The sequence below is a fragment of the Pseudomonas medicaginis genome (assembly GCF_965119365.1).
Taxonomy (GTDB): domain Bacteria; phylum Pseudomonadota; class Gammaproteobacteria; order Pseudomonadales; family Pseudomonadaceae; genus Aquipseudomonas.
The window spans coordinates 4861148-4884914 of sequence record NZ_OZ221631.1 but is presented as its reverse complement, the minus strand read 5'-3'; the positions used below and the strand labels follow the sequence as shown (position 1 = coordinate 4884914).

Here is a 23767-nt window from a genome sequence, read left to right as displayed (position 1 = left end):
CCCTCAGGGGACGATCTCGAACGCCGTGCTACCCAATCGCTCACCGTTGACCAAAAGGTGCACGGCATGCCGGCCCGCGTAATGTCTGCGGGTGGTCAGTTCGCGAATGTATTGGGAACGGCTGAGGTTGACCCGACCCTGGGCGGGCAGGTCGAAGGTCTTGAGCTTGAAGACCTTGGCCGAGGTGCCGCCCGAAGCTTTCACGTAGTCGACGGCGTAGTCGATCACCAGGCGCTGGCTCTGCTCCAGGGTTGATTGCACCGTGAAGGACAGCGTGACCTGTTCCCCCAGGCGAATCACCGCAGGCGTCACGTGCAAATCCAGCACCTGGACCTGCGCCTTGCCGCCAGCGCCGATGACCCCCAGCGCCCTGGGGTTGCCTTGTTTGATCAGGCTGCGCAGCGCGTGCCGGGCAATCCAAGCGGTGTGACGGTCTTGCAATGGCCAGCCTTCGATCTGGTCCAGTACCCAATCGGGATGCTCCTTGGTGACGTCGTTGAGGTGGTTGGCCACGGATTTGCGCACATAAAGGCTGTCGTCGGCCTTGAGGGTGTCGAGGATCGCGGCGGCAAGGTCGGGGTTGGCCTGGATCGGCGCCAGGTGAAATGACCACGGCAGGCGCGGCCGGCTGCCTTCGCTGGCCAGGCGGCGCACGTGCTCGTTGGCGTCCAGGGCCCAGTCGTGCATGACCTTGAGGGTGCGTTCCAGGTCGTCGCGCAGGAAGTGGCGCACGGCGAACTCCGACGAACCGAACCGGGTGAAATACTTGAGGGCGTCCAGCGACACGTCGAAGCGATGCCGGCCGTAAGACGCCACGTAGTGAGGCAAAAACATGCTGACGAACATGCTGTTCAGGCGCGGGGCCAGGGCGCGCAATACCTCCAGCGACGCCTCGTAATCGAGGGGCAGCACCGCGTGCAGGCACTCACTGACGCGGGCCATGCGCTGCATCACCGACAAGTCGGCCAGCCCGTCGTTGGCCATGTGCAAAAACGCCTTGGCCTCGAATGCCGGGTACACGGCGCGCATTTCGCCAGCGATGTGCTCCAGGCGGTCGCTGTTGAAGATCTCCTTGAGGGCAGGGGAAGAGGCGGTGGTGCTCATGGTGGGTCCGTCCGGTGGGTGGTGTCGTTCAAGGCTTGTCACTATGCCATGCCAGGCCCGTGGCGAGGGAGCTCCCGCTTCCAGGCACTTCAGTAAACGGAATGATTTGTCGCCAGCGAAGTCCCAGATTCAGTCCTTTGAATATTTGGAGTTTTTTCTATGCGCAAACCCACCCTGATCGCCAGCCTGGTCCTGATCGCCGGCCTAGGAGCCCTTGGGCCTGTTGCGCAAGCGGCCGAGAAAACCGGTGACGCCCTGGAGCATTCGCCGAGCAATGGCCGCAGGCTGGTGGAGAACGACCGGGTACCGGCGGACTACCAGCGCGCGGACCGAGCCATGAAAGACTGGAAACAGAAGCACCTCGAACAGCCGACAAACGAGCAGCAATGGGTGCATATCGACGACAAGTACTTGCTGATCGAAACCGTGTCCGGCGCCATCGTCAAGATCGTTCCGGCCACGCGTTAGGTCTTCAGAGCACTTCGCCTTTGTCCCACAGGTGAACCAGCTCGCCAGGTGCCTGGTCCTCGGGCACCTGCAGCACCATCTCGTCGTCCTGGTCATTGGCGCGATAGCGCACCTCGATCTGGAAAAACCGCTGGTCGCCGCGCCCGGGCGTGGACGAAGTCAGCGGCAGGCAGCCCGCCAGGACCGAAGAGATGCGTGTGCGCTGGTCGAGGTCGCACTGGGCGAATTCGATTTCCCGTGGTCGGGTCAGTGCATGGATGGCGGCCACACCGCCCTGTCGGGACAGCCGTACCACGGCCTTGTCGTCGAGTTCTGGAAGGGTTTTCATCAGCTCTCCTGTGTCAGGTCGACGCCGACCTGGGTCCAGCCGTTCTGTACCGCTTGCACTTCACGCGTGCCGAAGCGCTGGCGGGCGTGCTCGACGGTCAGGCGGGCGAAGGCGCTGAAGGACGCGTCGTTGGCCAGTCTTCGGTCGCACAAGGTTTCATACCAGATCCGGCCGGCCTTTTCCCAGGCAAATCCGCCCAGCGTGGTCGCCGCCAGATAAAAGGCTCGGTTGGGAATGCCGGAGTTGATGTGCACGCCGCCGTTGTCTTCACGGGTGATGACGAACTCACGCATGTGCGAAGGTTGCGGGTCCTTGCCCAGCAACGGGTCATCGTAGGCGCTGCCGGGGTTGGACATGCTGCGCAGGCCGTCGCCGTTGATCTTGTCGGTGAGCAGGTCGGCGCCGATCAGCCAGTCGGCCTGGTCGGCGGTCTGTTCAAGTACGAACTGCTTGACCAGCACACCGAACACATCGGAAATGGACTCGTTCAGCGCCCCGGATTGGTTGGCGTAGATCAAGCCGGCCTCGCTTTCGGTGACGCCATGGGCCAGCTCGTGGGCCACCACGTCCAGGGAGCGGGTGAAGCGCTGGAAGATTTCGCCATCGCCGTCGCCAAACACCATCTGCGCGCCGTTCCAGAAGGCGTTCTCATAGCCTTGGCCATAATGCACGCTGCCCACCAGGGCGAAGCCTTTGTTGTCGATGGAGTCGCGCCCCAGGACCTTCCAGAAAAAGTCATAGGTGGCGCCGAGGGCATCGTAGGCTTCGTCCACGGCCGGGTCGCCACTGGCTGGCTGGCCTTCCAGGCGTACCGGCTGGCCGGGCAGTTCCATGCGGTTCTGGGCGTCATGCACGCTGCGTTGCGGTTGTCCGGCCTTGCCGGGCTTGGACAGCGCCGCCGCGACCGGCGGAGCGCTGGGCGGGCCAGGGTTGTGACGCAGGTTGCGCACGTGGGTCAAGGTGCCGAGAGCGCTGGAGCGTTGCTGTTCAGAGCCGTGGGCGATGATGCGATTGAGGATGTACGGAGGAATGAAACCGTGGAGCGGGCGAGAGTCGATCATCAGAAAATCCTTATCTGAAATGCAGGTTCGATACCCATGTGAACCGAAGAGGCCGTTGCGGTTCCCTATTGCATGAATAGCCTGATAAAACACAATTCCATACGAGTCTGGAGGACCTGCGGCGAGGGGATTTATCCCCGCTGGGTTGCGCAGCGACCCCCAGGAATTTCTATATGTTCGTAATGTCTGGGAGCGCTTCGCACTCCTGCGGGGATAAATCCCCTCGCCACAAAAGGATTGCGATATGCCTGGAATTCTGCGAAAAACCGGCGCCTGAGATGACACGGAAAAACCCCATGAACGAAGAACTGCAAATCATCGACCTGGCACTGGGCGACGGCAAACGCGTCGTCAAAGGTGCGCTGATCACCACCCAATACCGCGGCACCCTTGAAGACGGCACCGAGTTCGACTCCTCCTACAGCCGCGGTAAACCGTTCCAGTGCGTGATTGGCACCGGCCGCGTCATCAAAGGCTGGGACCTGGGCCTGATGGGCATGCAAGTCGGCGGCAAGCGCAAGTTGCTGGTGCCGGCTCACCTGGCCTACGGTGAGCGGTCCATGGGCGCCCATATCAAGCCCAACAGTCATCTCATTTTTGAAATCGAGTTGCTGGAAGTGCTGACCCGGGACGATTGAGGGGGCTGGGTGGGTCATGGCGGGTCCATGAAGCGCTGCCTTGTTCGCGATCGAGAAAGTGTTGCTACTCTCTCCAGTCGATGCATGGCTTGATTCGTCGGGGAGCGAAATATGAATGCAGAACACCATGATCTGGGCGTGTCCCAAGTGGCCGCGGCCATCGCCGAACCGGCGCGCACCCGGATGCTGTGTGCGTTGATGGACGGCCATGCTCGCACCAGTACCGAATTGGCGAGTATCGCCGAGGTCAGCGCCTCGACCGCCAGCGCTCATCTGGCAAAACTCAAGCAAATGGCCCTGGTGCGCCTGCATGTCCAGGGCCGTCATCGTTATTACAGCCTGGCGGACCCGCGCGTCGCCCAGGCGCTTGAGGCGCTGATGGTGATCGGCCAGAGCGCCACACCGACCTTCACGCCGCGCACACCCGATCGCCTGCAATTTGCCCGTACCTGTTACGACCACATGGCCGGCACTCTGGCGGTGCGCCTGCATGACCGGATGATCGAGGCTGGATGGCTGATAGAGGTGGAAGGCGATGGCTATCGGCTCAGTGATTCCGGCGAGGCGGTGCTCGAGGGCTTGGGCATCGATGTCCAGCACCTTGCCACGCAACGCCGCCGATTCGCCTGCCCCTGCCTGGACTGGAGCATGCGCCGTCCCCATCTGGGCGGGGCCTTGGGGGCCGCGTTGCTGCAGGTGGCGATCAAGCGCAAATGGGTGATCCAGGACCTGGACAGCCGGGCACTGGGGGTGACGGCCAGTGGTCGCCGGGAGATGGCGGGGCGGTTTGGGGTCAGTGCCGAAATCGATGTCAAGCCCGCCGCCGCCTTCGCGAGCAAGCCCGCTCCCACAGTGGGCCTGCGCTGAACACAAGGCTCATGAACACCCAAGATCCCCTGTGGGAGCGAGCTTGCTCGTGAAGGGGCCTTCACATCCAACCTCCATGCCAGCTGACCCACCGCCTTCGCGAGCAAGCTCGCTCCCACAATGGTTGCTGCGGTGTACGCAGGATTTGTGTACGCCGCCGTCCCTGTGGGAGCGAGCTTGCTCGCGATAGCTATTTGAGCGGCACCCGGGTCATCCAGCCATATGCCGGCGCCGATACTCATCCGGCGTGGTGCCCATCATTTTGCGGAACATGCTGATGAACGCCGAGGCGCTGCTGTAGCCCAGGTCCAGGCCGATGGTTTCCACGCTCTGGCCGCGTTCGAGCAAGGCCAGGGCTTCGATGACTTTCAGGCGCTGGCGCCATTCCACCAGGGACATGCCCAGGTCCCGCTGGGCCCGGCGCATCAGCGTGCGCTCGGTGGTGTTGGCGGCGCGGGCCAGTTGCGGTAGGGAGCGCGGGTCGCTGGGATTGGCCTCCAGGGCACGCAACACGGGGCCCAGCAGTGGATCATCCGAGGAGGGCAGGTAGCTGCCGACATGAGGTGCCTGCGCAAGCTTGTCCACCAACACCTGCAGCAAGCGCTGCTGCTCGGGCGTCTGTGGCTGGCTCGGCGGGTCGCTGCGCAGCTCTTCCAGCAGGGCGCGGATCAGCGGGCTCAAGGTCAGCGCACAAGGTACGGCAGGCAGTGCGCCGCACAGTTCGGCCGCCAGGTACAACGAACAGTGACAGGCTTCGTGCCGATTGAAGCCAACGTGTTCCATGTCCGGCGGCAACCAGATGCCGTACTGCGGAGGCGCCAGGTAATGGTGCTGGGCGATCTCGATTTCCATCACCCCACTGTAGGAATAGACGAACTCACCCCAGGCATGCCGGTGCCGGGGGTAAGTGGCGTGGGCCGGCATGCAGGCGCTGCGAAAGAAAATCGGCGAGGGCAGGGCTGCTTCGAACGGAGGAATCTTCAGATGTTGGGCTGGAGGCTGCATATCGACCGCAATGGCGGATTACCGGGATGGCTTGTCGGGTAATCACTATATCCAGCAAAGGTGTCAGGCAGACAATCCTTTCATCCAATTCTGCCCAAGGACCTTTCCCATGACCACCCGCCGCGCCCTGGATGGCCAGGTCAGCGCCCTGATGACTGGCCTCTGTGCCATCTGGGGTTTCCAGCAAGTCGCGATCAAGGCCTGTGCCGCCGACATGGCGCCGATGCTGCAATTGGGTGTGCGCTCTGCCATCGCCGCGATACTGGTCTGGCTGTTGGTGCTGGCACGTGGTGAACGCCTGTCCCTGGCCGACGGCAGTTGGCGTCCGGGGCTGTTGGTGGGATTGTTTTTTGCCTTGGAGTTCGTGATGGTGGGCGAAGGCCTGCGCCATACGACGGCTTCGCACATGGTGATTTTCCTCTACACCGCACCGATGTTCGCCGCCCTCGGCTTGCATTGGAAGTTGCCGAACGAACGCCTCAAGCCGGCGCAATGGCTGGGCATCGCGGTTGCATTCAGTGGGATCGTGGTGGCCTTCAGTGGCGGCTCGGGGGCGGTGGACAGCAGCACGTTGCTGGGTGACGGCATGGGCCTGCTGGCCGGCGCGCTGTGGGGCGCAACCACAGTGACGGTTCGCTGTTCGCGGCTGACCGACCTGCCGGCCAGCCAGACGCTGCTTTACCAACTGGTTGGCGCCGGTATGCTGCTGATCGGAATGTCGCTAGCTCTGGGGCAAACGACGATCAACCCCACGCCACAACTCATTGCCAGCATGGCGTTCCAGGTGTTGCTGGTATCCTTCGCCAGCTTCCTGATCTGGTTCTCCCTGCTGCGCCACTACCTCGCTTCGCAACTGGGTGTGCTGTCATTCATGACGCCGCTGTTCGGCATCGGATTTGGCGTCTGGTTGCTGGATGAGCCGCTGGAGCCGAACTTCATCGTTGGCGCGGCTTTGGTATTGAGCGGGATTGTGCTGGTCAGCGGTTACGGATGGTTGCGCCAGCGTTGGGGGCGATGGCCGGTTTTGCGGCGGGGATAAAACTGGCGCGGGCCCCTGTGGCGAGGGAGCAAGCGCCCTCGCCACAAAAGCTCTTCAGCGCTTAAAGCCTAAATCAGACCTTGACGATCCAACCTGCTGGCGCTTCCACGTCACCGGTCTGCACACCGGTCAGCTCTTTGTAGAGCTTCTGGGTGATCGGGCCGACTTCGGTTTCGCTGTGGAACACGTGCAGCTTGTCCTTGTAGCTGATGCCGCCAATCGGGGTGATCACCGCAGCGGTGCCGCAGGCGCCGGCTTCCTTGAAATCCGACAGCTTGTCGATGAACACGTCGCCTTCGATCACTTCCAGGCCCAGGCGCGATTTGGCCAGTTCGATCAGCGACAGGCGGGTGATGCCCGGCAGGACCGACGGGGATTTCGGGGTGACGAATTTGTTGTCGTGGGTGATGCCGAAGAAGTTGGCCGAGCCGACTTCCTCGATTTTCGAATGGGTCATCGGGTCCAGGTAGATGCAGTCGGCGAAACTGGCCTTCTTGGCCTGGGAGCCGGGCATCAGGCTGGCGGCGTAGTTGCCGCCGACCTTGGCCGCACCGGTGCCTTGTGGGGCCGCGCGGTCGAAGCTGGAGATCAGGAAGTTGTGCGGGGTCAGGCCGCCCTTGAAGTAGGCCCCGACCGGGATGCAGAAAATCGAGAAGATGAACTCGGGTGCGGTGCGCACGCCGATGTTGTCACCTACGCCGATCACGAACGGGCGCAGGTACAGCGCGCCGCCGGTGCCGTACGGCGGGATGAAGCGCTCGTTGGCGCGAACCACTTGCTTGCAGGCTTCGACGAACTGCTCGGTGTCGACGTGCGGCATCAGCAGGCGGGCGCAGCTGCGCTGCATGCGGGCGGCGTTCTGGTCCGGGCGGAACAGGTTGATCGAACCGTCCTTGCAGCGATAGGCCTTCAGGCCTTCGAAGCACTGCTGACCGTAGTGCAGGGCCGTGGAGCCCTCGCTGATGTGCAGCACGTTGTCTTCGGTCAGGGTGCCCGCGTCCCAGGCGCCATCGCGCCAGTGCGACAGGTAGCGCTTGTCGGTCTTGATGTAGTCAAAGCCCAGTTTGTCCCAATTGATGCTCTCGTTACCCATGACACCCTCTATTGCTTAACAACCGTCGAAACGGTTCAAGGCTTCTGACGTTTTTTGGATGGGGACCACAATACTTCATTCCGGGGCTGTTTCGCAGCCTGTAACACCGATCCTGTGGATGAAAACCCGCTGGTTGGTGCTCCGCAAAACCTGTTGCGAGGGGATTTATCCCCGTTGGGCTGCGAAGCAGCCCCCTTGGCTCTGAGTCCTCGATGTATCTGACGCCCCGCGATGCCAGGTTTTGGGGCTGCTTCGCAGCCCAGCGGGGATAAATCCCCTCGCCACAAGGTCATTCACCTACAACTGATCGGTTACAGATGCAACGCATGCCCCAACGCTCGCAATGCCGCTTCCTGCACGGCCTCGCCCAGCGTCGGGTGGGCGTGGATGGTGCCGGCGATGTCCTCCAGGCGCGCGCCCATTTCCAGTGACTGACCGAACGCGGTGGACAGCTCCGACACGCCGACGCCGACCGCCTGCCAGCCCACGATCAAGTGGTTGTCCCGGCGCGCCACGACCCGGACGAAACCGCTTTTCGATTCCAGGGTCATGGCTCGGCCGTTGGCGGCGAACGGGAAGCTCGAAACCATGCAGTCCAGCCCGGCAGCCTTGGCCTCGTCCGGCGTCTTGCCGACCACCACCAATTCCGGGTCGGTGAAGCACACCGCGGCAATGGCGGTCGGGTTGAATTCCCGATGCTGGCCGGCGATCAGCTCGGCGACCATTTCGCCTTGGGCCATGGCCCGGTGGGCGAGCATCGGTTCGCCGCTCAGGTCGCCGATGGCCCAGACGTTGCGCATGCTGGTCTGGCAACGGCTGTCGATTTTCAGCGCCGAACCGTTCATCGCCAGGTCCAGCGCTTCGAGGTTCCAGCCCTGGGTGTTGGGTTTGCGACCAACCGCCACCAGCACCCGGTCGGTGTCCAGGTTCAGCGTCTCGCCATTGGGATCGCGCACTTGCAAGGTGCTGGCCTGGGCATCGAACCCTTCGACGCTGTGCTTGAGGTACAGCTTCACGCCCAACTGCTTAAGCGCCTCGTGCACCGGTTGCGTCAGTTCGCCGTCGTAGGCCGGCAGGATCCGCTCCTGGGCCTCGACCACGCTGACTTCGGCGCCGAGCTTGCGGTAGGCAATGCCCAGCTCCAGCCCGATGTAGCCTCCGCCAACCACCACCAAGTGCTTGGGCACCGAGGTGGGGGCGAGGGCTTCGGTGGAGGAAATGATCGGGCCGCCCACGGGCAGCATCGGCAGGTCGACGCTTTTCGAACCGGTGGCCAGCAGCAGGTGCTCGCACTGGATGCGGGTGTCACCGACCTCGACCGTCTTGCCATCGATCACCTTGGCCCAGCCGTGGATCACCTGGACCTTGTGCTTTTTCAGCAATGCCGCGACGCCGGTGGTCAGGCGATCGACGATGCCGTCCTTCCATTCCACGCTTTTGCCGATGTCCAGCGTGGGCGCCGCCACCGTGATGCCCAAGGCCGAGCCCTGGCTGTGGTGCCGGGTCTGGTGGAACTGCTCGGCCACATGGATCAACGCCTTGGACGGGATACAGCCGATGTTCAGACAGGTACCGCCCAGCGCCTGGCCTTCCACCAGGATGGTCGAGATGCCCAATTGCCCGGCACGGATCGCCGCTACATAGCCGCCAGGACCGCCGCCGATGATCAGCAGCGTAGTGTTCAAAGTTGGCATTCTTTACTCCACGAACAGGGTGGCAGGTTGTTCGAGCAAGCCACGCAGCGCCTGGATGAATTGCGCCGCGTCCATGCCGTCGACCACCCGGTGATCGAAGGAGCTGGAGAGGTTCATCATCTTGCGGATCACGATCTGGCCCTTGATCACCATGGGCCGCTCGACGATTTTGTTCACGCCCACAATCGCCACTTCCGGCAGGTTCAGCACCGGCGTGCTGACGATACCGCCGAGGGCGCCGAGGCTGGTCAGGGTGATGGTCGAGCCAGACAGTTCATCGCGACTGGCCTTGCCCGTGCGGGCCGCCGTGGCCAGGCGGGAGATTTCCGTCGCGCTGTCCCACAGGCTACGGGCTTCGGCGTGACGCACCACCGGCACCATCAGGCCAACATCGCTCTGGGTGGCGACGCCCACGTGCACCGCGCCTGAGCGGTGGATGACTTGGGCTTCGTCATCGTAGCGCGCGTTCATCTGCGGGAAATCGCGCAGGGCCACGACCAGCGCGCGGACCAGGAACGGCAGCAAGGTCAACTTGCCGCGGCTGGCGCCGTGTTTTTCATTCAAGTGCACCCGCAGCTCTTCCAAGGCCGTGACGTCGATTTCCTCGACGTAGCTGAAATGGGCGGCGCGCTGGGTCGCTTCCTGCATGCGCTGGGCGATCTTGCGGCGCATGCCGATTACCGGGATCTGCTGCTCGTCGTGGCGCTCGGCATAACCTGCGCCGCCCTTGGCCTGGGTCGAAGGACCCTGGGCCAAGTAGGCTTCGAGGTCTTCATGCAGGACCCGTCCCGCGGGGCCGCTGCCCTGGACCAGGCGCAGTTGTATACCCAGGTCCAGCGCGTGTTTGCGCACGGCCGGCGACGCCAGTGGACGCTCGTCGGGGTCGCGGGCCACAGGCGCTTGCGGGGCGCAGCGCAATGCAGCGGTTTTTTCCTGTACCGGTTTAGGTGTCGCCACGGCTGCCGGCTTCGGTGCCTGCGCAGCCGGCGCTGGCGTTGGCGCCTGTTGGGCCGATTCTTTCAGGTTGCCCGCACCTTCGACTTCAATGCGGATCAGTTCGCTGCCCACCGCCATGACTTCACCGGGCTCGCCGCCCAGGGCGATGACCCGGCCATGGACCGGCGAAGGAATATCCACCATCGCCTTGTCGGTCATGACATCGGCGAGCACCTGGTCTTCGACCACCATGTCGCCGACCTTGACGTGCCATACCGACAGTTCAACTTCCGCGATGCCTTCGCCGATGTCCGGCATCTTGATAACGTGCGTGCCCATTCAGACCTCCATGACCCGTTTCAACGCCGCGCCCACACGGGACGGCCCTGGGAAATACGCCCACTCTTGCGCGTGCGGGTAGGGGGTGTCCCAACCGGTGACACGCTCGATGGGCGCTTCCAGGTGGTGGAAGCAATGTTCTTGGACCAACGACACCAGTTCGGCGCCGAAACCGCAGGTGCGGGTGGCTTCGTGGACGACCACGCAGCGACCGGTCTTCTTCACGGATTTGACGATGGTCTCAAGGTCCAGCGGCCAGAGGCTGCGCAGGTCGATGACCTCGGCATCGATGCCGGTCTCTTCGGCCGCCACTTGAGAGACGTAGACCGTGGTGCCGTAGGTGAGCACCGTCACGTCCTTGCCCGGACGGGTGATGGCGGCGACGTCCAGCGGCACGGTGTAGTAACCGTCCGGCACCTGCGCCGAGGGGTGTTTCGACCACGGCGTTACCGGGCGGTCGTGATGGCCGTCGAACGGGCCGTTATACAGGCGCTTGGGTTCGAGGAAGATCACCGGGTCATCGTTTTCGATGGAGGCGATCAACAGGCCCTTGGCGTCGTAGGGGTTGGACGGCATCACGGTGCGCAGCCCGCAGACCTGGGTGAACATCGCCTCGATGCTCTGGCTGTGGGTCTGGCCGCCGTAGATGCCGCCGCCGCACGGCATGCGCAGGGTCATCGGCGCGGTGAATTCGCCGGCCGAGCGATAGCGCAGGCGCGCTGCCTCGGAAATGATCTGGTCCGACGCCGGGTAGACGTAGTCGGCAAACTGGATCTCGGCCACCGGTCGCAGCCCGTAGGCGCCCATGCCCACTGCCACGCCGACGATGCCGCTTTCGGAAATCGGTGCGTCGAACACCCGCGAGGTGCCGTACTTGTTCTGCAGGCCTTCGGTGCAGCGAAACACGCCGCCGAAGTAGCCCACGTCCTGGCCGAACACCACGACGTTGTCGTCGCGTTCGAGCATCACGTCCATGGCCGAGCGCAGGGCCTGGATCATGGTCATGGTGGTAGTGGTCATGGCGGTGTCCAACGCAATATTGTTGTTGTGATCGTTCATGTCAGATCCCCAACTGCTGACGCTGGCGCTTCAAGTGCTCCGGCATCTCTTTGTAGACGTCTTCGAACATGGTCGCGGCGCTTGGAATCTGCCCGCCGGCGAGGGTGCCGTACTGCTCGGCTTCCTTCTGCGCGGCGATCACCTCGGCTTCAAGTTCAGCGGTGACGGCGGCATGTTCCTCTTCGGACCACTGGCCGATCTTCACCATGTGCTGCTTGAGGCGGGCAATCGGATCGCCCAGCGGGAAGTGGCTCCAGTCGTCGGCGGGACGGTACTTGGAGGGATCGTCCGAAGTGGAGTGCGGGCCGGCGCGGTAGGTGACCCATTCGATCAACGCCGGGCCGAGGTTGCGGCGGGCACGTTCGGCGGCCCAGCGCGAGGCGGCGTAGACCGCCATGAAGTCGTTACCGTCCACGCGAAGGGAGGCGATGCCGCAACCGACGCCGCGTCCGGCGAACGTCGTGGCTTCACCGCCGGCAATGGCCTGGAAGGTGGAGATCGCCCACTGGTTGTTGACCACGTTGAGGATCACCGGCGCCCGGTAGACGTGGGCAAAGGTGAGGGCGGTGTGGAAGTCCGATTCGGCGGTGGCACCGTCACCGATCCAGGCCGAGGCGATCTTGGTATCGCCCTTGATCGCCGAGGCCATGCCCCAGCCCACGCCTTGGATGAATTGCGTGGCGAGGTTGCCGGAGATGGTGAAGAAGCCGGCGTCCTTGACCGAGTACATGATCGGTAACTGCCGACCCTTGAGCGGATCGCGCTCGTTGGACAGCAGTTGGCAGATCATGCCCACCAACGGCACTTCGCGGGCCATCAGGATGCTTTGCTGGCGATAGGTGGGGAAGCACATGTCATCGATGTTCAGCGCCAGGGCCTGGCCGCTGCCGATGGCTTCCTCGCCGAGGCTCTGCATGTAGAACGACATCTTTTTCTGGCGCTGGGCGACCACCATGCGGTTGTCGTAGATGCGCGTCTTGAGCATGGCGCGCATGCCTTTGCGCAGGATGTCGAGTGGCACGTCTTCGGCCCATGGGCCGTGGGCATTGCCTTGGTCATCGAGCACGCGGATCAGGCTGCGAGCCAGGTCGGCGGTGTCGGCGGGTTCGACGTCGATGGAAGGTTTGCGCACCGTGCCGGCATCGGACAGATGCAGGTAGGAAAAGTCGGTCTTGCAGCCGGGACGGCCCGAGGGTTCGGGGACGTGCAGGCGTAGCGGTTCGTACGCTGGGTTCATGGCTTTCTACGCTCGATCTTGTGAATTTCTTGTAGTGGGCGCGCTAGCTGACGAATTTCCCCGGGTACGGGAAATTGTCCTACAACAATCATAGGCTCGACGCAGAAGAATATTTTTCTCTGTTGGCTTGCTGTTCAGATCATTTGCAGATAAAAAATCTGCACAACGATAAAAAACAGGATTATTTGTCTCATGCGTAAATTGGATCGCACCGACATCGGCATTCTGAACAGCCTTCAGGAAAACGCCCGTATCACCAACGCCGATCTCGCCCGTTCGGTCAATCTGTCGCCAACGCCGTGCTTCAACCGTGTCCGGGCCATGGAGGAGTTGGGGGTGATCCGCGAGCAGGTCACGCTGCTGGATGCCGACCTGCTCGGGTTGCATGTCAACGTGTTCATCCATGTCAGCTTGGAGAAACAGGTCGAAGAGGCGCTGCAGCACTTCGAGGAGGCGATTTCCGACCGGCCGGAGGTGATGGAGTGCTACCTGATGGCCGGCGATCCGGACTACCTGATCCGCGTGCTGGTGCCGACCATCCAGTCGCTGGAGCGGTTCATGATGGACTTCCTGACCAAGGTCCCGGGCGTGGCGAATATCCGCTCCAGCTTTGCCCTCAAGCAGGTGCGCTACAAGACGGCGCTACCGTTGCCGGCCAATGGGTTGACCCTGGGCACCTGACCCCCTGTGGGAGCGAAGGCGACGGCACATTCAGCATCGATGCCAGCAGACCCATCGCCATCGCGAGCAAGCTCGCTCCCACATTGGACATGTGCTGATCCTTTAATCCTGTAACCGCCGCCAATCCTTGTGGGAGCGAGCTTGCTCGCGATGCAGGCGCCTCGGTTTCCCAGGAGACCGCTTCCACTTCCATCGCGGGCAAGCCTTGCTCCCACTGGGAAGTGGGCCTCAGAGCAACCGACACTGCATCGAAAACCCCAGCGCCATCGACTGGCCTTGCTCCAGCAGGCGCAACCCCGGTCGTCCTGGCAGGTGGTGGGCGTTGACCGGATGACTGACCGGTTCTATGCAGAAGAAATCCAGGCCCACGGGGCAGTACAGCAGGAAATAGTCGCTTTCACTGGCCCTGCATTCCAGTTCGTAGCCTAAGTCCGGTTGCTGGATCAGACAGTGCCCGTCCCAACCGCCGAAGCCGTTGTCGACCAGTGTGTCCGGCAGTAACCGGGCGTGCTGGAAATCCCACTCTGCGGGCATGTCCCTCAGTTCCGTTGGCAGTTTCGATGCGTCGCACAGCCAGACTTCGCTGGCGCGGGTTTGCAGGCGAGTACTGGCGGTGCGCGGAAAATACGGGTGCAACCCCAGCCCGTGCCAGGCGGCCTGTTCGGCCATGTGGGTGACGTGCATGGAGATTTGCAACTGACCGCCGCTCAAGCGCACCCGCAGGCTGGCGCAATAGTCGAACGGGTATTGGCTGTCGAGTTGCAACAAGGCTTCCTGGGCACTGTGTTCGATCACTTGCCACGGTTGTTGCCAGGCGCTGCCATGGATGGGAAACGGGTCGTTGGGGCTGTTGGTGTCCAGGGCCAGCCAGCCGTCGGGGCAGTCGAAACCGCCTTGGGCGATCCGGTTCGACCATGGGATCAACGGGAAGCCGCCGAGTTTGCCCGGCAGGCCGTTTTCCAGCGCTTGTGGCGCGGGCGGACGTAGCAGCGGGGCGCCGCTGCTGCGCAAGGTCCAGTCGACCAGGCTGGCGCCCAGGTGCGGGGCCAGCCTGAGGCGGGTCAGTTCGTCTTCGAGATGGACAAGGGGTGGGGTCATGGTGGTGTTGGTCTGCTGAATTGGAGATGGTGTTACGGAGGTTTTGTGCGAACGCTGTTGTGGCGAGGGGATTTATCCCCGCTGGGCTGCGTAGCAGCCCCAGAACTGGCAACCGGGATCAGTCTGATGCACCGAGAGCCGCGCCTCTGGGGGCTGCTTCGCAGCCCAGCGGGGATAAATCCCCTCGCCACAGATAATCTCTGCCACAGATAAATCCCCTGATTAGATAAATCCCCTGATCACAGGGGATTTGTCATTCTTACAACACCAGATGCGGCAGCCACAGGGAAATGGCGGGCACGTAAGTCACCAGCAGCAGCACCAGGAACAGCATGGCGTAGAACGGCAGCAGGGCCTTGACAGTGCTTTCGATGCTGACCTTGCCAATGGCCGAACCAACGAACAACACCGCGCCCACCGGTGGCGTGATCAGCCCGATGCCCAGGTTCACCAGCATGATCATGCCGAACTGCACCGGGTCCACGCCGATGCCAACGATCACCGGCATCAGGATCGGCGTCAGGATCAGGATGAGCGGCGCCATGTCCATGACGGTGCCAAGGATCAGCAGCATGGCGTTGATGCACATCAGGATCACATAGCGGTTGTCCGACAAGGTCAGGAACGCGGTGGTGATCTTCGCCGGGATTTCCATCAACGTCATGATGTAGCCGAAGCTTGCGGCGAAGCCGATCAGGATCATCACGATGGAGATGGTGCGTACCGTGCGGTGCATCAGTTTCGGCAACTCGCTCCACTTGTAGTCGCGATAGATGCACATGGTCACGAAGAATGCCCACACCACGGCAATGGCGGCCGATTCGGTGGCCGTGAAAACACCCGAGAGAATACCGCCAAGGATAATGAACAGGGTCATCATGCCCCACATGGCTTCCTTGCAGATCTTCAACGCTTGCTTGAGCGGAATCACCTCGCCCTTGGGATAATTACGCTTTCTCGCGAAGATCAGGCACAGCGCCATCAGGCAGAGGTTCATCATGATGCCGGGAACGATGCCCGCCATGAACAGCGAACCGATGGAAACAGTCCCGCCAGCGGCGAGGGAGTACAGCACCGCGTTGTGGCTGGGCGGCGTCAGCAGCGCTTGCACCGAACCACTGACGGTGACGGCGGTGGCGAACTCACGCGGATAGCCGCGGCGTTCCATTTCCGGGATCAGCACCGAACCGACCGAGGCGGTATCGGCTACCGAGGAACCGGAGATCGCGCCGAAAAAACTCGAGGCCACGAGGTTGACCAATGACAGGCCACCGCGCACGAAGCCTACCAACACGCTGGCGAATGCCACCAATCGGCGGGACATGCCGCCCTCGGCCATGATCGCACCGGCCAGGACGAAGAAGGGAATGGCCAGCAACGAGAACTTGTTCACGCCGCCCGTTATCTGAATCATCATGGCCTGGAACGGAATATCGATCCACCACGCCCCGATCAGGGCGGCAGCGCCCAACGCGTAGGCGACCGGCATGCCGATCAGGATCAACAACAAAAAACTGCCCAGCAGAATCAGAGCGTCCATTAAGCGGCACCTTCGTTTTCTTCAACCAGGTCGAACTGCACGACCCGACGCTGGCTTTGATCACCCAGCAAGAGTTTTTCCAGGACAAAAATCAGTGTCAGGAAACCACCGACCGGGATCGGCATGTAGGTGATGCCGACGCGCAGGGTGGGGATGGCGCTGATGAATTGATTCCAGGTGGTCATGCAGAGCTTGGTGCCCCAGACGGTCATGAAAATGCACACCGCCGCCATCAAGAGCTGGGTGAAAACCGAAGCCAGGGTTTGCCAGTGCGGGGGCAGGCGGCTGGTGACCATGTCTACGGCCATGTGCGAGCCGGAGCGGTAGCTGGCGGCGGCACCGATGAAGGTAAATACGATCATCAGCAAGATGGCGGTGGGTTCTGGCCAGCTTGAGCCGGTACCGAGTACGTAGCGGGCAAACACCCCCCACGGAATCATCAGTGCAACGGCAAGGACAGAAAGGCCGGCCACCCAGATGCAAGTCATGTAAATCGTGTCGTTGATACGCAGCAGCAAATTCTTCATCGGGTTCCACCGTAACTGGACGCGCCTTTAACCGCAGGCGCGCCCAGCCTTTTCATGAGTACAGATCGAGAGGTGTTACTGGACCGCTTCGATACGCTTGATCAGGTCGGCATACGGCGCGCCGTATTTGGCCCGGATCGGTGCGGTGGCGTCGTAGAAAGGTTTCTTGTCGACGGTAATGAACTCGACGCCGGCGGCCTTGAGTTTTTCTTCACTGGCGGTGGACTTCTTGTCCCACAGCACGCGCTCTTCCGCCTGGGCCGCCTTGGCAGCTTTTTTCACCATGTCCTGTTGCTCTGGGGTGAGCTTGTTCCAGGTGATTTTCGACATCACGATTGGCTCAGGCAGGATCAGGTGACCGGTCAGGCTGTAGTACTTGGCGTTCTGGTAGTGGTTGTGCTCGAGCATGGTCGGCGGGTTGTTTTCCGCGCCGTCGATCACGCCGGTCTGCAAGGCGCTGAAGATCTCGCCGGTGTCCATGGCAATGCCGTTGCCGCCCATGGCATTGATGGTCTCGATGAACATCGGGTTGCCTTGGACGCGAATCTTCATGCCCTTGAGGTCTTCGAGCTTGCGCACTGGCTTCTTGGTGTAGAGGTTGCGCGTGCCACCGTCCATCCAGGCCAGGGCCACCAGGCCGAATTCGGAATTGGTGATCCGGTCGAGGATCGCGTCGCCCACTTCACCGTCGATGACGGCGCGCATGTGGGCCTGGTCGCGGAAGATGAATGGCATGTTGAAGACGTTCACGTCTGGTACCACCGGGCCAACGATACCCAGGCTGACGCGAGACATCTGGATCGCGCCAGCTTGCATCTGCTCGATGACTTCTTTTTCCGAGCCCAGTACGCCACCCGGGAAATACTTGAACTTCAGCTCGCCGTTGCTCTCTTTTTCCAGGGTTTTACCCATGGATTCCTCGGCGACCACGGTCGGGTAGCCCTTGGGGTGGATGTCGGCGATCTTGATATCGAGGGCATGAGCCGCCTGCGCCAGAAAGGCCAGGGGCAAGGCGGCGATCAAAAGCGTGCGTTTGAAATTCATGGTCAATCTCCAGTGTTGTTGTTTTTATGTCTATCGATGTGAAGCGGCAAAGCAAATCAGTTCGCGGCGTGTTTCCGTCCTCCGAAAGCGGGTTCAGCCAGGCCCTTGACGCCGGGGTCGAGGGCGAACACGCCACCAGCCAGGGATTGCGGGTCGTTGTCGTCGCCCGGGCGGATCGAGGTGACGAAGAGGGTGTCCAGGCGGCTGCCGCCAAAGGCGCACATGGTGGGTTTTTTCACGGGCACTTGCAGCGAGCGGTCGAGACGTCCGTCCGGGGTGAAACGGTGAATCAGCCCGGCGTCGTTGGCGCAGATCCAGTAGCAACCCTCGGCATCCACCGCTGCGCCATCCGGGCGACCGGCCAGGGGCATCATGTCCACGAACAGCCGTCGGTTGGACGGGGTGCCGCTGTCGATGTCGTAGTCGAAAGCCCAGATCTGCTGCACCAGCGGGTGTGAATCGGAGAGGTACATCGTCCGGCCGTCCGGGCTGAAGCCCAGGCCATTGGGCACGATGAAACCGCTCAGTTGCGCCTCGACCGGGCTGCGTTGCCCGGCTTCATATCGGTACATCCGGCCTTCGTCGACGTTGGCCCCCATGTTCAGCACCATGCTGCCGGCCCAGAAACGCCCCTGGCGGTCGCAACGGCCATCGTTGAGGCGCATGTCGGCGCGGCTGTGCTCGACGCTTGCACAAAGTTCGCTGTCGAGGCTGCCATCGTCATGGGGGTGCAGGCGGAAGAAACCGCTTTCCATGCCTGCGACCCAGCCGCCGTCCTGGTGGCGGGCAATGCAGGCGAGCATTTCGGGGGCTTCCCAGCCCTGGATTTTTCCGCTGCTGGCGTTCCAGCGTTGCAGGCCACCGTTGGGGATGTTCACCCAATACAAGGCGTTCTCCTCGGGGACCCACACCGGGCTTTCCCCGACAGCGTTGCGTGCATCGACAATCAATTCGGCTTGCATGGCGATTCCTTGGTTCGTTCGTATCCCATGAACTGCAGGCGAATCAGTCGTCGAACGGGCCCGCTGCGACAAAGGCACCGCCCTGGTAGACCCTGGCCGGATCATCGGCGGCCGGCATCGGCTGGGCTTCGACTTTGTCGCGGAAAATCTCGGACGTGTCCTTGGGCTGGTAGCCCAGGTGCGCGGCCTGGCTGTTGTCCCACCAGACGTCGCGGTTGGCGGACATGCCGTAGACCACGGTGTGGCCGACCTTCGGCGTGTAGAGCGAACATTCGATCAGTTGGGTGAGGTCGTCGAAGCTCAGCCAGGTGCTCATCATCCGGCGGTTCTGCGGTTCGGGGAACGACGAGCCGATGCGGATGCTCACGGTCTCGATGCCGTAGCGATCGAAGTAGAAGCTGGCCATGTCTTCGCCGTAGGACTTGGACAGACCGTAGTAGCCGTCCGGGCGACGAGGGGAGAGGGCGTCGAGGGCTTCGTCCTGCTTGTAGAAGCCGATGACGTGGTTGGAACTGGCGAAAATCACCCGCTTGACGCCGTGCTTGCGGGCCGCTTCATAGATGTGGAAAACACCGCTGATATTGGCGCCGAGGATCTCTTCGAACGGGCGCTCCACCGAGACACCGCCGAAGTGCAAGATGGCATCGACACCTTCCACCAGTTGGTGCACGGCCTGTTTATCCGACAGGTCGCATGGCACCACTTCCTCGCTTTCATCAATGGCCGGGGCCATGTTGGCGATGTCCGACAGGCGAATTTGACGGGCGTAAGGCTTGAGGCGTTCACGCAAGACTTTGCCAAGGCCGCCGGCGGCTCCGGTCAATAGCAGGCGATTGAAGGGGTGGCGAATCTGTGTCGTGGTCATGGCATTACCTGAGCAAACAATGAGAGGTACAGTTGTTATAAGTTGTCGTACGACCGAGAGGGAATATCCTTATCCTTCCGTTACCTTGTCAACGTTTGATCGACGAACCGCTCTGGATCGGCGTCCCTGCCGAAGGTTGCCATGGGATGCGCTCATGGCAATGAGTCCTGGTCTTACAGAAGCGAAAGCGGGTAGCTGATGAAAATACGGTTCTCGTCGAACTCGTTGGTGCTGAAGTCGCGACGAATCGATGCGTTACGCCATTTCACGTTGAGGCTCTTGAGCGCGCCGCTCTGCACGGTGTAGGCCAGTTCGGTCTCGCGGCCCCACTCCTTGCCATCGTCGACCGTGGCGGTGTGCACGTTGTCACCGCTGATGTAACGGTTCATCAGGGTCAGGCCCGGTACGCCGACGGCGGCGAAGTTGAAGTCGTGGCGCACTTGCCAGGATTTTTCCTTGGCATTGTCATAGCTGGAGTTGTAGCTGTCGTTCGCCAGGGTGCCGCCGCTGGTGCCGTTGACGCGCATCCAGGCATCATCGCCGCCGACTTTCTGCAGGCCGACATAGAAGGTGTTGCCACCGTATTTGGCCGAGAGCATGGCGAACGCGGTTTTGTTGTCCAGGTCGCCGGCCAGCGCACTGCCGTCTTCCTTGCCCGTGAAGTAGCCGAGGTTGGCGCCCAAGGTCCAGTCGCCGATGGGCTGGCTGTGGGTCAGGTTGAAATACTGCTGCTGGTAGATGTCGGACAGTTCCGCGTACCAGACACCGACCTGAGTGCGTTTTTCGTTGAAGGCGTATTCACCGCCACCGAAGTTGAAGCGGTCGGAGGTGAACGCGCCGCGGCCGTTCATGGACATGTCTTCCATGCTCGCGTCATTGCGCGGGCTGTTGGCGCGGAATTGGCCGCCGTACAACGTCAGGCCGTTGATCTCGGTGGAGGTCACCTGGCCGCCGCGGAAGGTCTGCGGCAGGGAGCGACCATCGTCGGAGCGCAGGATCGGCAGCACCGGCATCCATTCGCCGACCTTCAGCTCGGTCTTCGAGACCTTGGCCTTGAGGGCGACCCCCAGGCGACCGAAGTCGTCGGCCGGGCGACCGTCATCATGCACCGGCAACAATTGCGTACCTGCGGTGCCACGGCCGCCGTCGAGCTTGACCGAGTACATCCCCAACACGTCCACACCGAAACCGACCACGCCCTGGGTGAAACCGGACTTGGCGTCGAGGATGAAACTCTGGGTCCACTCTTCGGCTTTGCCTTGGGCTGCGTTGTCGTTGACGAAGTTGCGGTTGAAATAGGCGTTGCGCAAGTTCAGCGTAACCTTGGCGTCATCGACGAAGCCTTCGGCGCTGGCGGCCGTTGGCAGAAACGCGGCAAGGCTGCTGCAACCGAGCAGGACCAGCGCAGGGCTGGCATTGAGAAGGGTACGGCGATTTGGACGGTGGTTGGGCGAAAAACGGACACGTGTACTCACTATGGCGCTCCCTACTTTTTTGTTGTTTTTATTTGTCATACGTCGTCGTACAACATGAGGGGATTATTTGGGGGACGCCGCGCGTTGTCAACTGGCCATGATTGGATTTATCCAATTGGGGCGAGCCTCACAATTGGCTGGATCAAGGGTTGTAGTGGCGTGAAGTGCAGGTGCGGGCCTTGGCTTTGGCTCAATCCGTCGTTCTAAAAGTAGTCGGGTTGCCAAAGGGTTGTGCGATGACCGGTCTAAGACATTAGTCGAATAAACACGTCCGAAGGTCCACAGCAGCCCTCTGTGGCGAGGGGATTTATCCCCGTTGGGCTGCGCAGCAGCCCTGAGTCCTGATATCTCGGTGTATCAGACAGACTGTGCTGACAGTCTGGGGGCTGCTGCGCAGCCCAGCGGGGATAAATCCCCTCGCCACAAAGGGCTGTGTGCTGGTTTCTTGCTTAACAACTGGGGCTTTGTTTATTCCGATGTAGGAGTGGTCTGGAACGGGCTACGTTGTCTTGCGCCGTTGCCTACAACTGCGCCAGAATCCGCTGGCTTGTGCGCTTGGGAGGCAGGTTCTATCGTTTCCGGGTCGTTGAGGAATCAGCGATCGGGTTTGGTAGCCCGGTTTTCTGGCGCAGGTGCAGCCTGGTACAGGGGCTTTACGTCCTCTGTTCTATGGTGGCCATGCGCAGGGCGTCCTTGGACGCGCCGGGTTGCCAGATACCGGTCTACCAACCTTCGTATGGCCACCTCCCTTCGTTTGGTAGCGAGAGAGATGGCTCCAATTTTCTAATCTGGAGTTTCATCTATGTTCAAAGTAACCCCCAACCCACCGAACACCGATCCAGCCTCGCCGCGCAAAAAAACCAAGCCCCAAAAACACGACGAAGTCACCGACCGCGTCCTTGACCATTACCTGAACCCCAAGCCGGACAAACCCGAAACGGATCCTGCCCCCGGCCAACTCTTCACCGTCAACAAAGACATCGACACCGAAAGCCTGCTCGCCAACCTGAGCGAAACCCTGGCCTCGGCCAACGCCATGGTTGAAGACCTGGCCTTCGACCTGAACGGTTCACGCCGGCATTTGCTCTTGGGCATCCAACAACTGATCGAACTGGGCAGCCTGCTGGCCAACCGCGCACTGGATAACGTCGAACAGCGCCAGCCGACCTAGCGCATACCCTGTGGCGAGGGAGCTTGCTCCCGATGGGCGGCGCAGCCGCCCCAACATGAGTTGACGCGGTGTACCTGAAACGCCGCGCCAGCCCGTTCTACGACTGCTGCGCAGTCGAGCGGGAGCAAGCGCCCTCGCCACAAAGAACCTCTGCGTCCGCTATACCACTCACTGTAGGGCTGTCTTGAACTCAATTCCGAGTGCTTTTAGAGAAACGTGCTGGTTTGGTTAGAACTATCATGTTCACTGAATACGAATTTTCCTATTTGTCCTGTTGGCCCGCTCGATCTTTCTAAGCAGTTCTTGTTTGGCTGTTCGAAAAGCGTCGCTCTTAACTGCAAGTTTAGCTTTTGCAACTGCTGATGTGAGGTTTGAGTCCGTCAGTGCTTGGCCTTTTGAACCTATTACAATTCCACCTTTTCGGAAAACATCCAGATTTTTTTTAGTGGATTCAAGTCGTCTTAGATATTTGGGTTTAGCGTCTATGATTGTGTCTGGGTTGTTTCTTACAAATTGGTCCCACATCCGCGCACCTTGCACGCGTCTATCGTAAAAATTCTGTTGACGTCGCTGAGCTGGAGTTGGATTTTGATTTCGGTGAAGAGGTTGTCTACCCAACTGCTCGGGCTCTAGACTTGCCGCCACACTACGTACCCTTGGGGCGACCGAAGGATTGACGGTATTAGTCGAGGCGGATAAGGGCGCGGTGTTATATCGAGGAACAGTTAAATCAAGAGGTCTGGATAGTGCCGCACGAGGGATAGATAGATCCAAAGGGGTTTGTTGTGGTGGTGGAAGCGCGGATCTAAGTCGTTGTATTACATGAAACGAAATGTTTCCACTCGGGTCATACCGATTAACCGGATCCCCACCACAATAAGCATACGCATTGATCCCGCCCTCCCCAAACGGACTCAACTCATCCGGACTATTGAACCGCATCAACACCGGATTAAAAGCCCGATGACCCTGTCCCAATAAATAGTGTCCAGTGACCGGATCACGTCGCTCACCATTAAAACCCAGCAGGCGACTCAATCCACTTTGCCCCGAACGATGTCCATAGGCGGTATAAGCCATCCACTGCAAGTCCGCGTCCGTCAAAGCCGTCAACGGCGAACGTTGTTGGTCCGTCGCCAATAGCGTCGTCTCGGTAACACCGATGACACTCAGCCGCTGCGCCAGTGGCTGTTCCCCGCTGCGAACAATCGTCAGCTGTGCCTCGCTGTCGATCTCATTGACCAGTTCGTTGTTCTGGTAGAAGCGTTGCATGCCTGGGCTTTCCAGCGGTTTCAGGCCGGTGAGGCGGTCCAGGGGATCATAGTGGTAGCGGCACAGGACCTTCATCGATGACGGTGGCATGGGTGGGTTCTTCCTGGGGAAGGCGACGCTGGCAGGTTCGGGGATTTCTTGAATGACGTCTACTAGCAGAAGTGCTAGTCCGGGTCTGAGGTTCTGCGGCGAGGCTGGCGGCGCTATACAGTACATCCACAGGCGCCAGGTCGGCTGCCAGGCCGCCTTCGCGAGCAGGCTCGC

At 61.3% G+C, this 23767-nt stretch carries 23 protein-coding genes; 6 read left to right on the top strand and 17 right to left on the bottom strand.

Annotation, left to right across the window (positions count from 1 at the left end; translation table 11 throughout):
• Positions 1–3: 3 nt before the first annotated feature.
• On the bottom strand, positions 4–1104 hold the full coding sequence (locus tag ACMTA2_RS21105; protein WP_413791614.1) for a DNA alkylation repair protein: 1101 nt from the start codon (positions 1102–1104) through the stop codon (positions 4–6).
• A 159-nt stretch (positions 1105–1263) separates the two neighbouring features.
• Between ACMTA2_RS21105 and ACMTA2_RS21100 the strand changes: the two genes are divergently transcribed.
• The gene (locus tag ACMTA2_RS21100) at positions 1264–1572 is read left to right on the top strand and encodes an RcnB family protein (protein ID WP_413791613.1); all 309 of its coding nucleotides are present in this window, start codon (positions 1264–1266) and stop codon (positions 1570–1572) included.
• A gap of 4 nt (positions 1573–1576) precedes the next feature.
• On the opposite strand, the gene ACMTA2_RS21095 is transcribed toward ACMTA2_RS21100, so the two are convergent.
• Together ACMTA2_RS21095 and ACMTA2_RS21090 are read right to left on the bottom strand one after the other, a co-directional pair.
• Positions 1577–1900 (bottom strand): protealysin inhibitor emfourin, encoded by a 324-nt coding sequence (locus tag ACMTA2_RS21095; protein ID WP_413791612.1) that lies wholly within the window; start codon positions 1898–1900, stop codon positions 1577–1579.
• On the bottom strand, positions 1900–2961 hold the full coding sequence (locus ACMTA2_RS21090) for a M4 family metallopeptidase (protein ID WP_413791611.1): 1062 nt from the start codon (positions 2959–2961) through the stop codon (positions 1900–1902). Before ACMTA2_RS21090 ends, ACMTA2_RS21095 begins: the two co-directional genes overlap by 1 nt.
• Before the next feature lie 296 nt (positions 2962–3257).
• Here ACMTA2_RS21090 and ACMTA2_RS21085 point away from each other — a divergent pair, with 296 nt between their 5' ends.
• Together ACMTA2_RS21085 and ACMTA2_RS21080 are read left to right on the top strand one after the other, a co-directional pair.
• Entirely contained in the window at positions 3258–3599 is a 342-nt protein-coding gene (locus tag ACMTA2_RS21085) for an FKBP-type peptidyl-prolyl cis-trans isomerase (protein ID WP_413791610.1), read from the top strand.
• 111 nt (positions 3600–3710) lie between these two features.
• On the top strand, positions 3711–4466 hold the full coding sequence (locus ACMTA2_RS21080; RefSeq protein ID WP_413791609.1) for an ArsR/SmtB family transcription factor: 756 nt from the start codon (positions 3711–3713) through the stop codon (positions 4464–4466).
• A 210-nt stretch (positions 4467–4676) separates the two neighbouring features.
• Here ACMTA2_RS21080 and ACMTA2_RS21075 read toward each other — a convergent pair whose 3' ends face one another.
• Complete coding sequence (locus tag ACMTA2_RS21075; protein ID WP_413791608.1) at positions 4677–5471, bottom strand: AraC family transcriptional regulator; 795 nt, start codon at positions 5469–5471, stop codon at positions 4677–4679.
• A 109-nt stretch (positions 5472–5580) separates the two neighbouring features.
• Between ACMTA2_RS21075 and ACMTA2_RS21070 the strand changes: the two genes are divergently transcribed.
• Positions 5581–6510 carry a DMT family transporter gene (locus tag ACMTA2_RS21070; protein WP_413791607.1) on the top strand — a complete coding sequence of 310 codons (930 nt, stop codon included), beginning with the start codon at positions 5581–5583 and terminating at the stop codon, positions 6508–6510.
• Between the two features lie 73 nt (positions 6511–6583).
• Here ACMTA2_RS21070 and ACMTA2_RS21065 read toward each other — a convergent pair whose 3' ends face one another.
• The 5 genes from ACMTA2_RS21065 to ACMTA2_RS21045 form a co-directional block, all read right to left on the bottom strand.
• Entirely contained in the window at positions 6584–7603 is a 1020-nt protein-coding gene (locus tag ACMTA2_RS21065) for a branched-chain amino acid aminotransferase (protein ID WP_014337840.1), read from the bottom strand.
• Between the two features lie 311 nt (positions 7604–7914).
• A complete protein-coding gene (lpdA, locus tag ACMTA2_RS21060; RefSeq protein WP_413791606.1) occupies positions 7915–9297 on the bottom strand; it encodes a dihydrolipoyl dehydrogenase in 1383 nt (460 codons plus the stop codon).
• A gap of 3 nt (positions 9298–9300) precedes the next feature.
• On the bottom strand, positions 9301–10572 hold the full coding sequence (locus ACMTA2_RS21055) for a dihydrolipoamide acetyltransferase family protein (RefSeq protein ID WP_413791605.1): 1272 nt from the start codon (positions 10570–10572) through the stop codon (positions 9301–9303).
• A complete protein-coding gene (locus tag ACMTA2_RS21050; RefSeq protein WP_018605866.1) occupies positions 10573–11631 on the bottom strand; it encodes an alpha-ketoacid dehydrogenase subunit beta in 1059 nt (352 codons plus the stop codon). It lies immediately after the preceding gene.
• A 1-nt stretch (position 11632) separates the two neighbouring features.
• Positions 11633–12868, bottom strand: a complete 1236-nt coding sequence (locus ACMTA2_RS21045) for a 3-methyl-2-oxobutanoate dehydrogenase (2-methylpropanoyl-transferring) subunit alpha (protein ID WP_063320650.1) — start codon at positions 12866–12868, stop codon at positions 11633–11635.
• Between the two features lie 192 nt (positions 12869–13060).
• On the opposite strand from ACMTA2_RS21045, the gene bkdR reads away from it, so the two are divergent.
• Complete coding sequence (bkdR, locus tag ACMTA2_RS21040; protein ID WP_003202929.1) at positions 13061–13549, top strand: Bkd operon transcriptional regulator BkdR; 489 nt, start codon at positions 13061–13063, stop codon at positions 13547–13549.
• A gap of 228 nt (positions 13550–13777) precedes the next feature.
• Here the strand turns inward: bkdR and ACMTA2_RS21035 are convergent, their stop codons facing one another.
• From ACMTA2_RS21035 to ACMTA2_RS21005, 7 genes are all read right to left on the bottom strand, one after another.
• Entirely contained in the window at positions 13778–14647 is an 870-nt protein-coding gene (locus ACMTA2_RS21035) for an aldose 1-epimerase (protein WP_413791604.1), read from the bottom strand.
• A gap of 259 nt (positions 14648–14906) precedes the next feature.
• Positions 14907–16187: a TRAP transporter large permease gene (locus ACMTA2_RS21030; protein ID WP_413791603.1), complete on the bottom strand. Its 1281-nt coding sequence runs from the start codon at positions 16185–16187 to the stop codon at positions 14907–14909.
• Positions 16187–16714: a TRAP transporter small permease gene (locus tag ACMTA2_RS21025; RefSeq protein WP_413791602.1), complete on the bottom strand. Its 528-nt coding sequence runs from the start codon at positions 16712–16714 to the stop codon at positions 16187–16189. Before ACMTA2_RS21025 ends, ACMTA2_RS21030 begins: the two co-directional genes overlap by 1 nt.
• A gap of 75 nt (positions 16715–16789) precedes the next feature.
• Entirely contained in the window at positions 16790–17758 is a 969-nt protein-coding gene (locus ACMTA2_RS21020; protein WP_413791601.1) for a TRAP transporter substrate-binding protein, read from the bottom strand.
• A gap of 56 nt (positions 17759–17814) precedes the next feature.
• Positions 17815–18720: an SMP-30/gluconolactonase/LRE family protein gene (locus ACMTA2_RS21015; protein WP_413791600.1), complete on the bottom strand. Its 906-nt coding sequence runs from the start codon at positions 18718–18720 to the stop codon at positions 17815–17817.
• Between the two features lie 43 nt (positions 18721–18763).
• Positions 18764–19585, bottom strand: coding sequence for an NAD-dependent epimerase/dehydratase family protein (locus ACMTA2_RS21010; protein ID WP_413791599.1), 822 nt, complete (start codon positions 19583–19585; stop codon positions 18764–18766).
• Positions 19586–19758: 173 nt separating this feature from the next.
• Positions 19759–21060: an OprD family porin gene (locus tag ACMTA2_RS21005; protein ID WP_413791598.1), complete on the bottom strand. Its 1302-nt coding sequence runs from the start codon at positions 21058–21060 to the stop codon at positions 19759–19761.
• An 802-nt stretch (positions 21061–21862) separates the two neighbouring features.
• On the opposite strand from ACMTA2_RS21005, the gene ACMTA2_RS21000 reads away from it, so the two are divergent.
• On the top strand, positions 21863–22231 hold the full coding sequence (locus ACMTA2_RS21000) for a DUF6124 family protein (protein WP_413791597.1): 369 nt from the start codon (positions 21863–21865) through the stop codon (positions 22229–22231).
• Between the two features lie 243 nt (positions 22232–22474).
• Here ACMTA2_RS21000 and ACMTA2_RS20995 read toward each other — a convergent pair whose 3' ends face one another.
• Entirely contained in the window at positions 22475–23593 is a 1119-nt protein-coding gene (locus ACMTA2_RS20995) for an RHS repeat-associated core domain-containing protein (RefSeq protein WP_413791596.1), read from the bottom strand.
• Positions 23594–23767: the final 174 nt, after the last annotated feature.

Excerpts from the sequence above, each read along its gene's own strand:
- ACMTA2_RS21080 (WP_413791609.1), top strand. The coding sequence starts at position 3,711 with ATGAATGCAGAACACCATGATCTGGGCGTGTCCCAAGTGGCCGCGGCC.
- ACMTA2_RS21095 (WP_413791612.1), bottom strand. The coding sequence starts at position 1,900 with ATGAAAACCCTTCCAGAACTCGACGACAAGGCCGTGGTACGGCTGTCC.
- ACMTA2_RS21015 (WP_413791600.1), bottom strand. The coding sequence starts at position 18,720 with ATGCAAGCCGAATTGATTGTCGATGCACGCAACGCTGTCGGGGAAAGC.
- lpdA (WP_413791606.1), bottom strand. The coding sequence starts at position 9,297 with ATGCCAACTTTGAACACTACGCTGCTGATCATCGGCGGCGGTCCTGGC.
- ACMTA2_RS21065 (WP_014337840.1), bottom strand. The coding sequence starts at position 7,603 with ATGGGTAACGAGAGCATCAATTGGGACAAACTGGGCTTTGACTACATC.
- ACMTA2_RS21020 (WP_413791601.1), bottom strand. The coding sequence starts at position 17,758 with ATGAATTTCAAACGCACGCTTTTGATCGCCGCCTTGCCCCTGGCCTTT.
- ACMTA2_RS20995 (WP_413791596.1), bottom strand. The coding sequence starts at position 23,593 with ATGCCACCGTCATCGATGAAGGTCCTGTGCCGCTACCACTATGATCCC.
- ACMTA2_RS21105 (WP_413791614.1), bottom strand. The coding sequence starts at position 1,104 with ATGAGCACCACCGCCTCTTCCCCTGCCCTCAAGGAGATCTTCAACAGC.
- ACMTA2_RS21085 (WP_413791610.1), top strand. The coding sequence starts at position 3,258 with ATGAACGAAGAACTGCAAATCATCGACCTGGCACTGGGCGACGGCAAA.
- ACMTA2_RS21025 (WP_413791602.1), bottom strand. The coding sequence starts at position 16,714 with ATGAAGAATTTGCTGCTGCGTATCAACGACACGATTTACATGACTTGC.
- ACMTA2_RS21030 (WP_413791603.1), bottom strand. The coding sequence starts at position 16,187 with ATGGACGCTCTGATTCTGCTGGGCAGTTTTTTGTTGTTGATCCTGATC.
- ACMTA2_RS21055 (WP_413791605.1), bottom strand. The coding sequence starts at position 10,572 with ATGGGCACGCACGTTATCAAGATGCCGGACATCGGCGAAGGCATCGCG.
- ACMTA2_RS21045 (WP_063320650.1), bottom strand. The coding sequence starts at position 12,868 with ATGAACCCAGCGTACGAACCGCTACGCCTGCACGTCCCCGAACCCTCG.
- ACMTA2_RS21000 (WP_413791597.1), top strand. The coding sequence starts at position 21,863 with ATGTTCAAAGTAACCCCCAACCCACCGAACACCGATCCAGCCTCGCCG.
- ACMTA2_RS21050 (WP_018605866.1), bottom strand. The coding sequence starts at position 11,631 with ATGAACGATCACAACAACAATATTGCGTTGGACACCGCCATGACCACT.
- ACMTA2_RS21010 (WP_413791599.1), bottom strand. The coding sequence starts at position 19,585 with ATGACCACGACACAGATTCGCCACCCCTTCAATCGCCTGCTATTGACC.
- ACMTA2_RS21075 (WP_413791608.1), bottom strand. The coding sequence starts at position 5,471 with ATGCAGCCTCCAGCCCAACATCTGAAGATTCCTCCGTTCGAAGCAGCC.
- ACMTA2_RS21070 (WP_413791607.1), top strand. The coding sequence starts at position 5,581 with ATGACCACCCGCCGCGCCCTGGATGGCCAGGTCAGCGCCCTGATGACT.
- ACMTA2_RS21090 (WP_413791611.1), bottom strand. The coding sequence starts at position 2,961 with ATGATCGACTCTCGCCCGCTCCACGGTTTCATTCCTCCGTACATCCTC.
- ACMTA2_RS21100 (WP_413791613.1), top strand. The coding sequence starts at position 1,264 with ATGCGCAAACCCACCCTGATCGCCAGCCTGGTCCTGATCGCCGGCCTA.
- bkdR (WP_003202929.1), top strand. The coding sequence starts at position 13,061 with ATGCGTAAATTGGATCGCACCGACATCGGCATTCTGAACAGCCTTCAG.
- ACMTA2_RS21035 (WP_413791604.1), bottom strand. The coding sequence starts at position 14,647 with ATGACCCCACCCCTTGTCCATCTCGAAGACGAACTGACCCGCCTCAGG.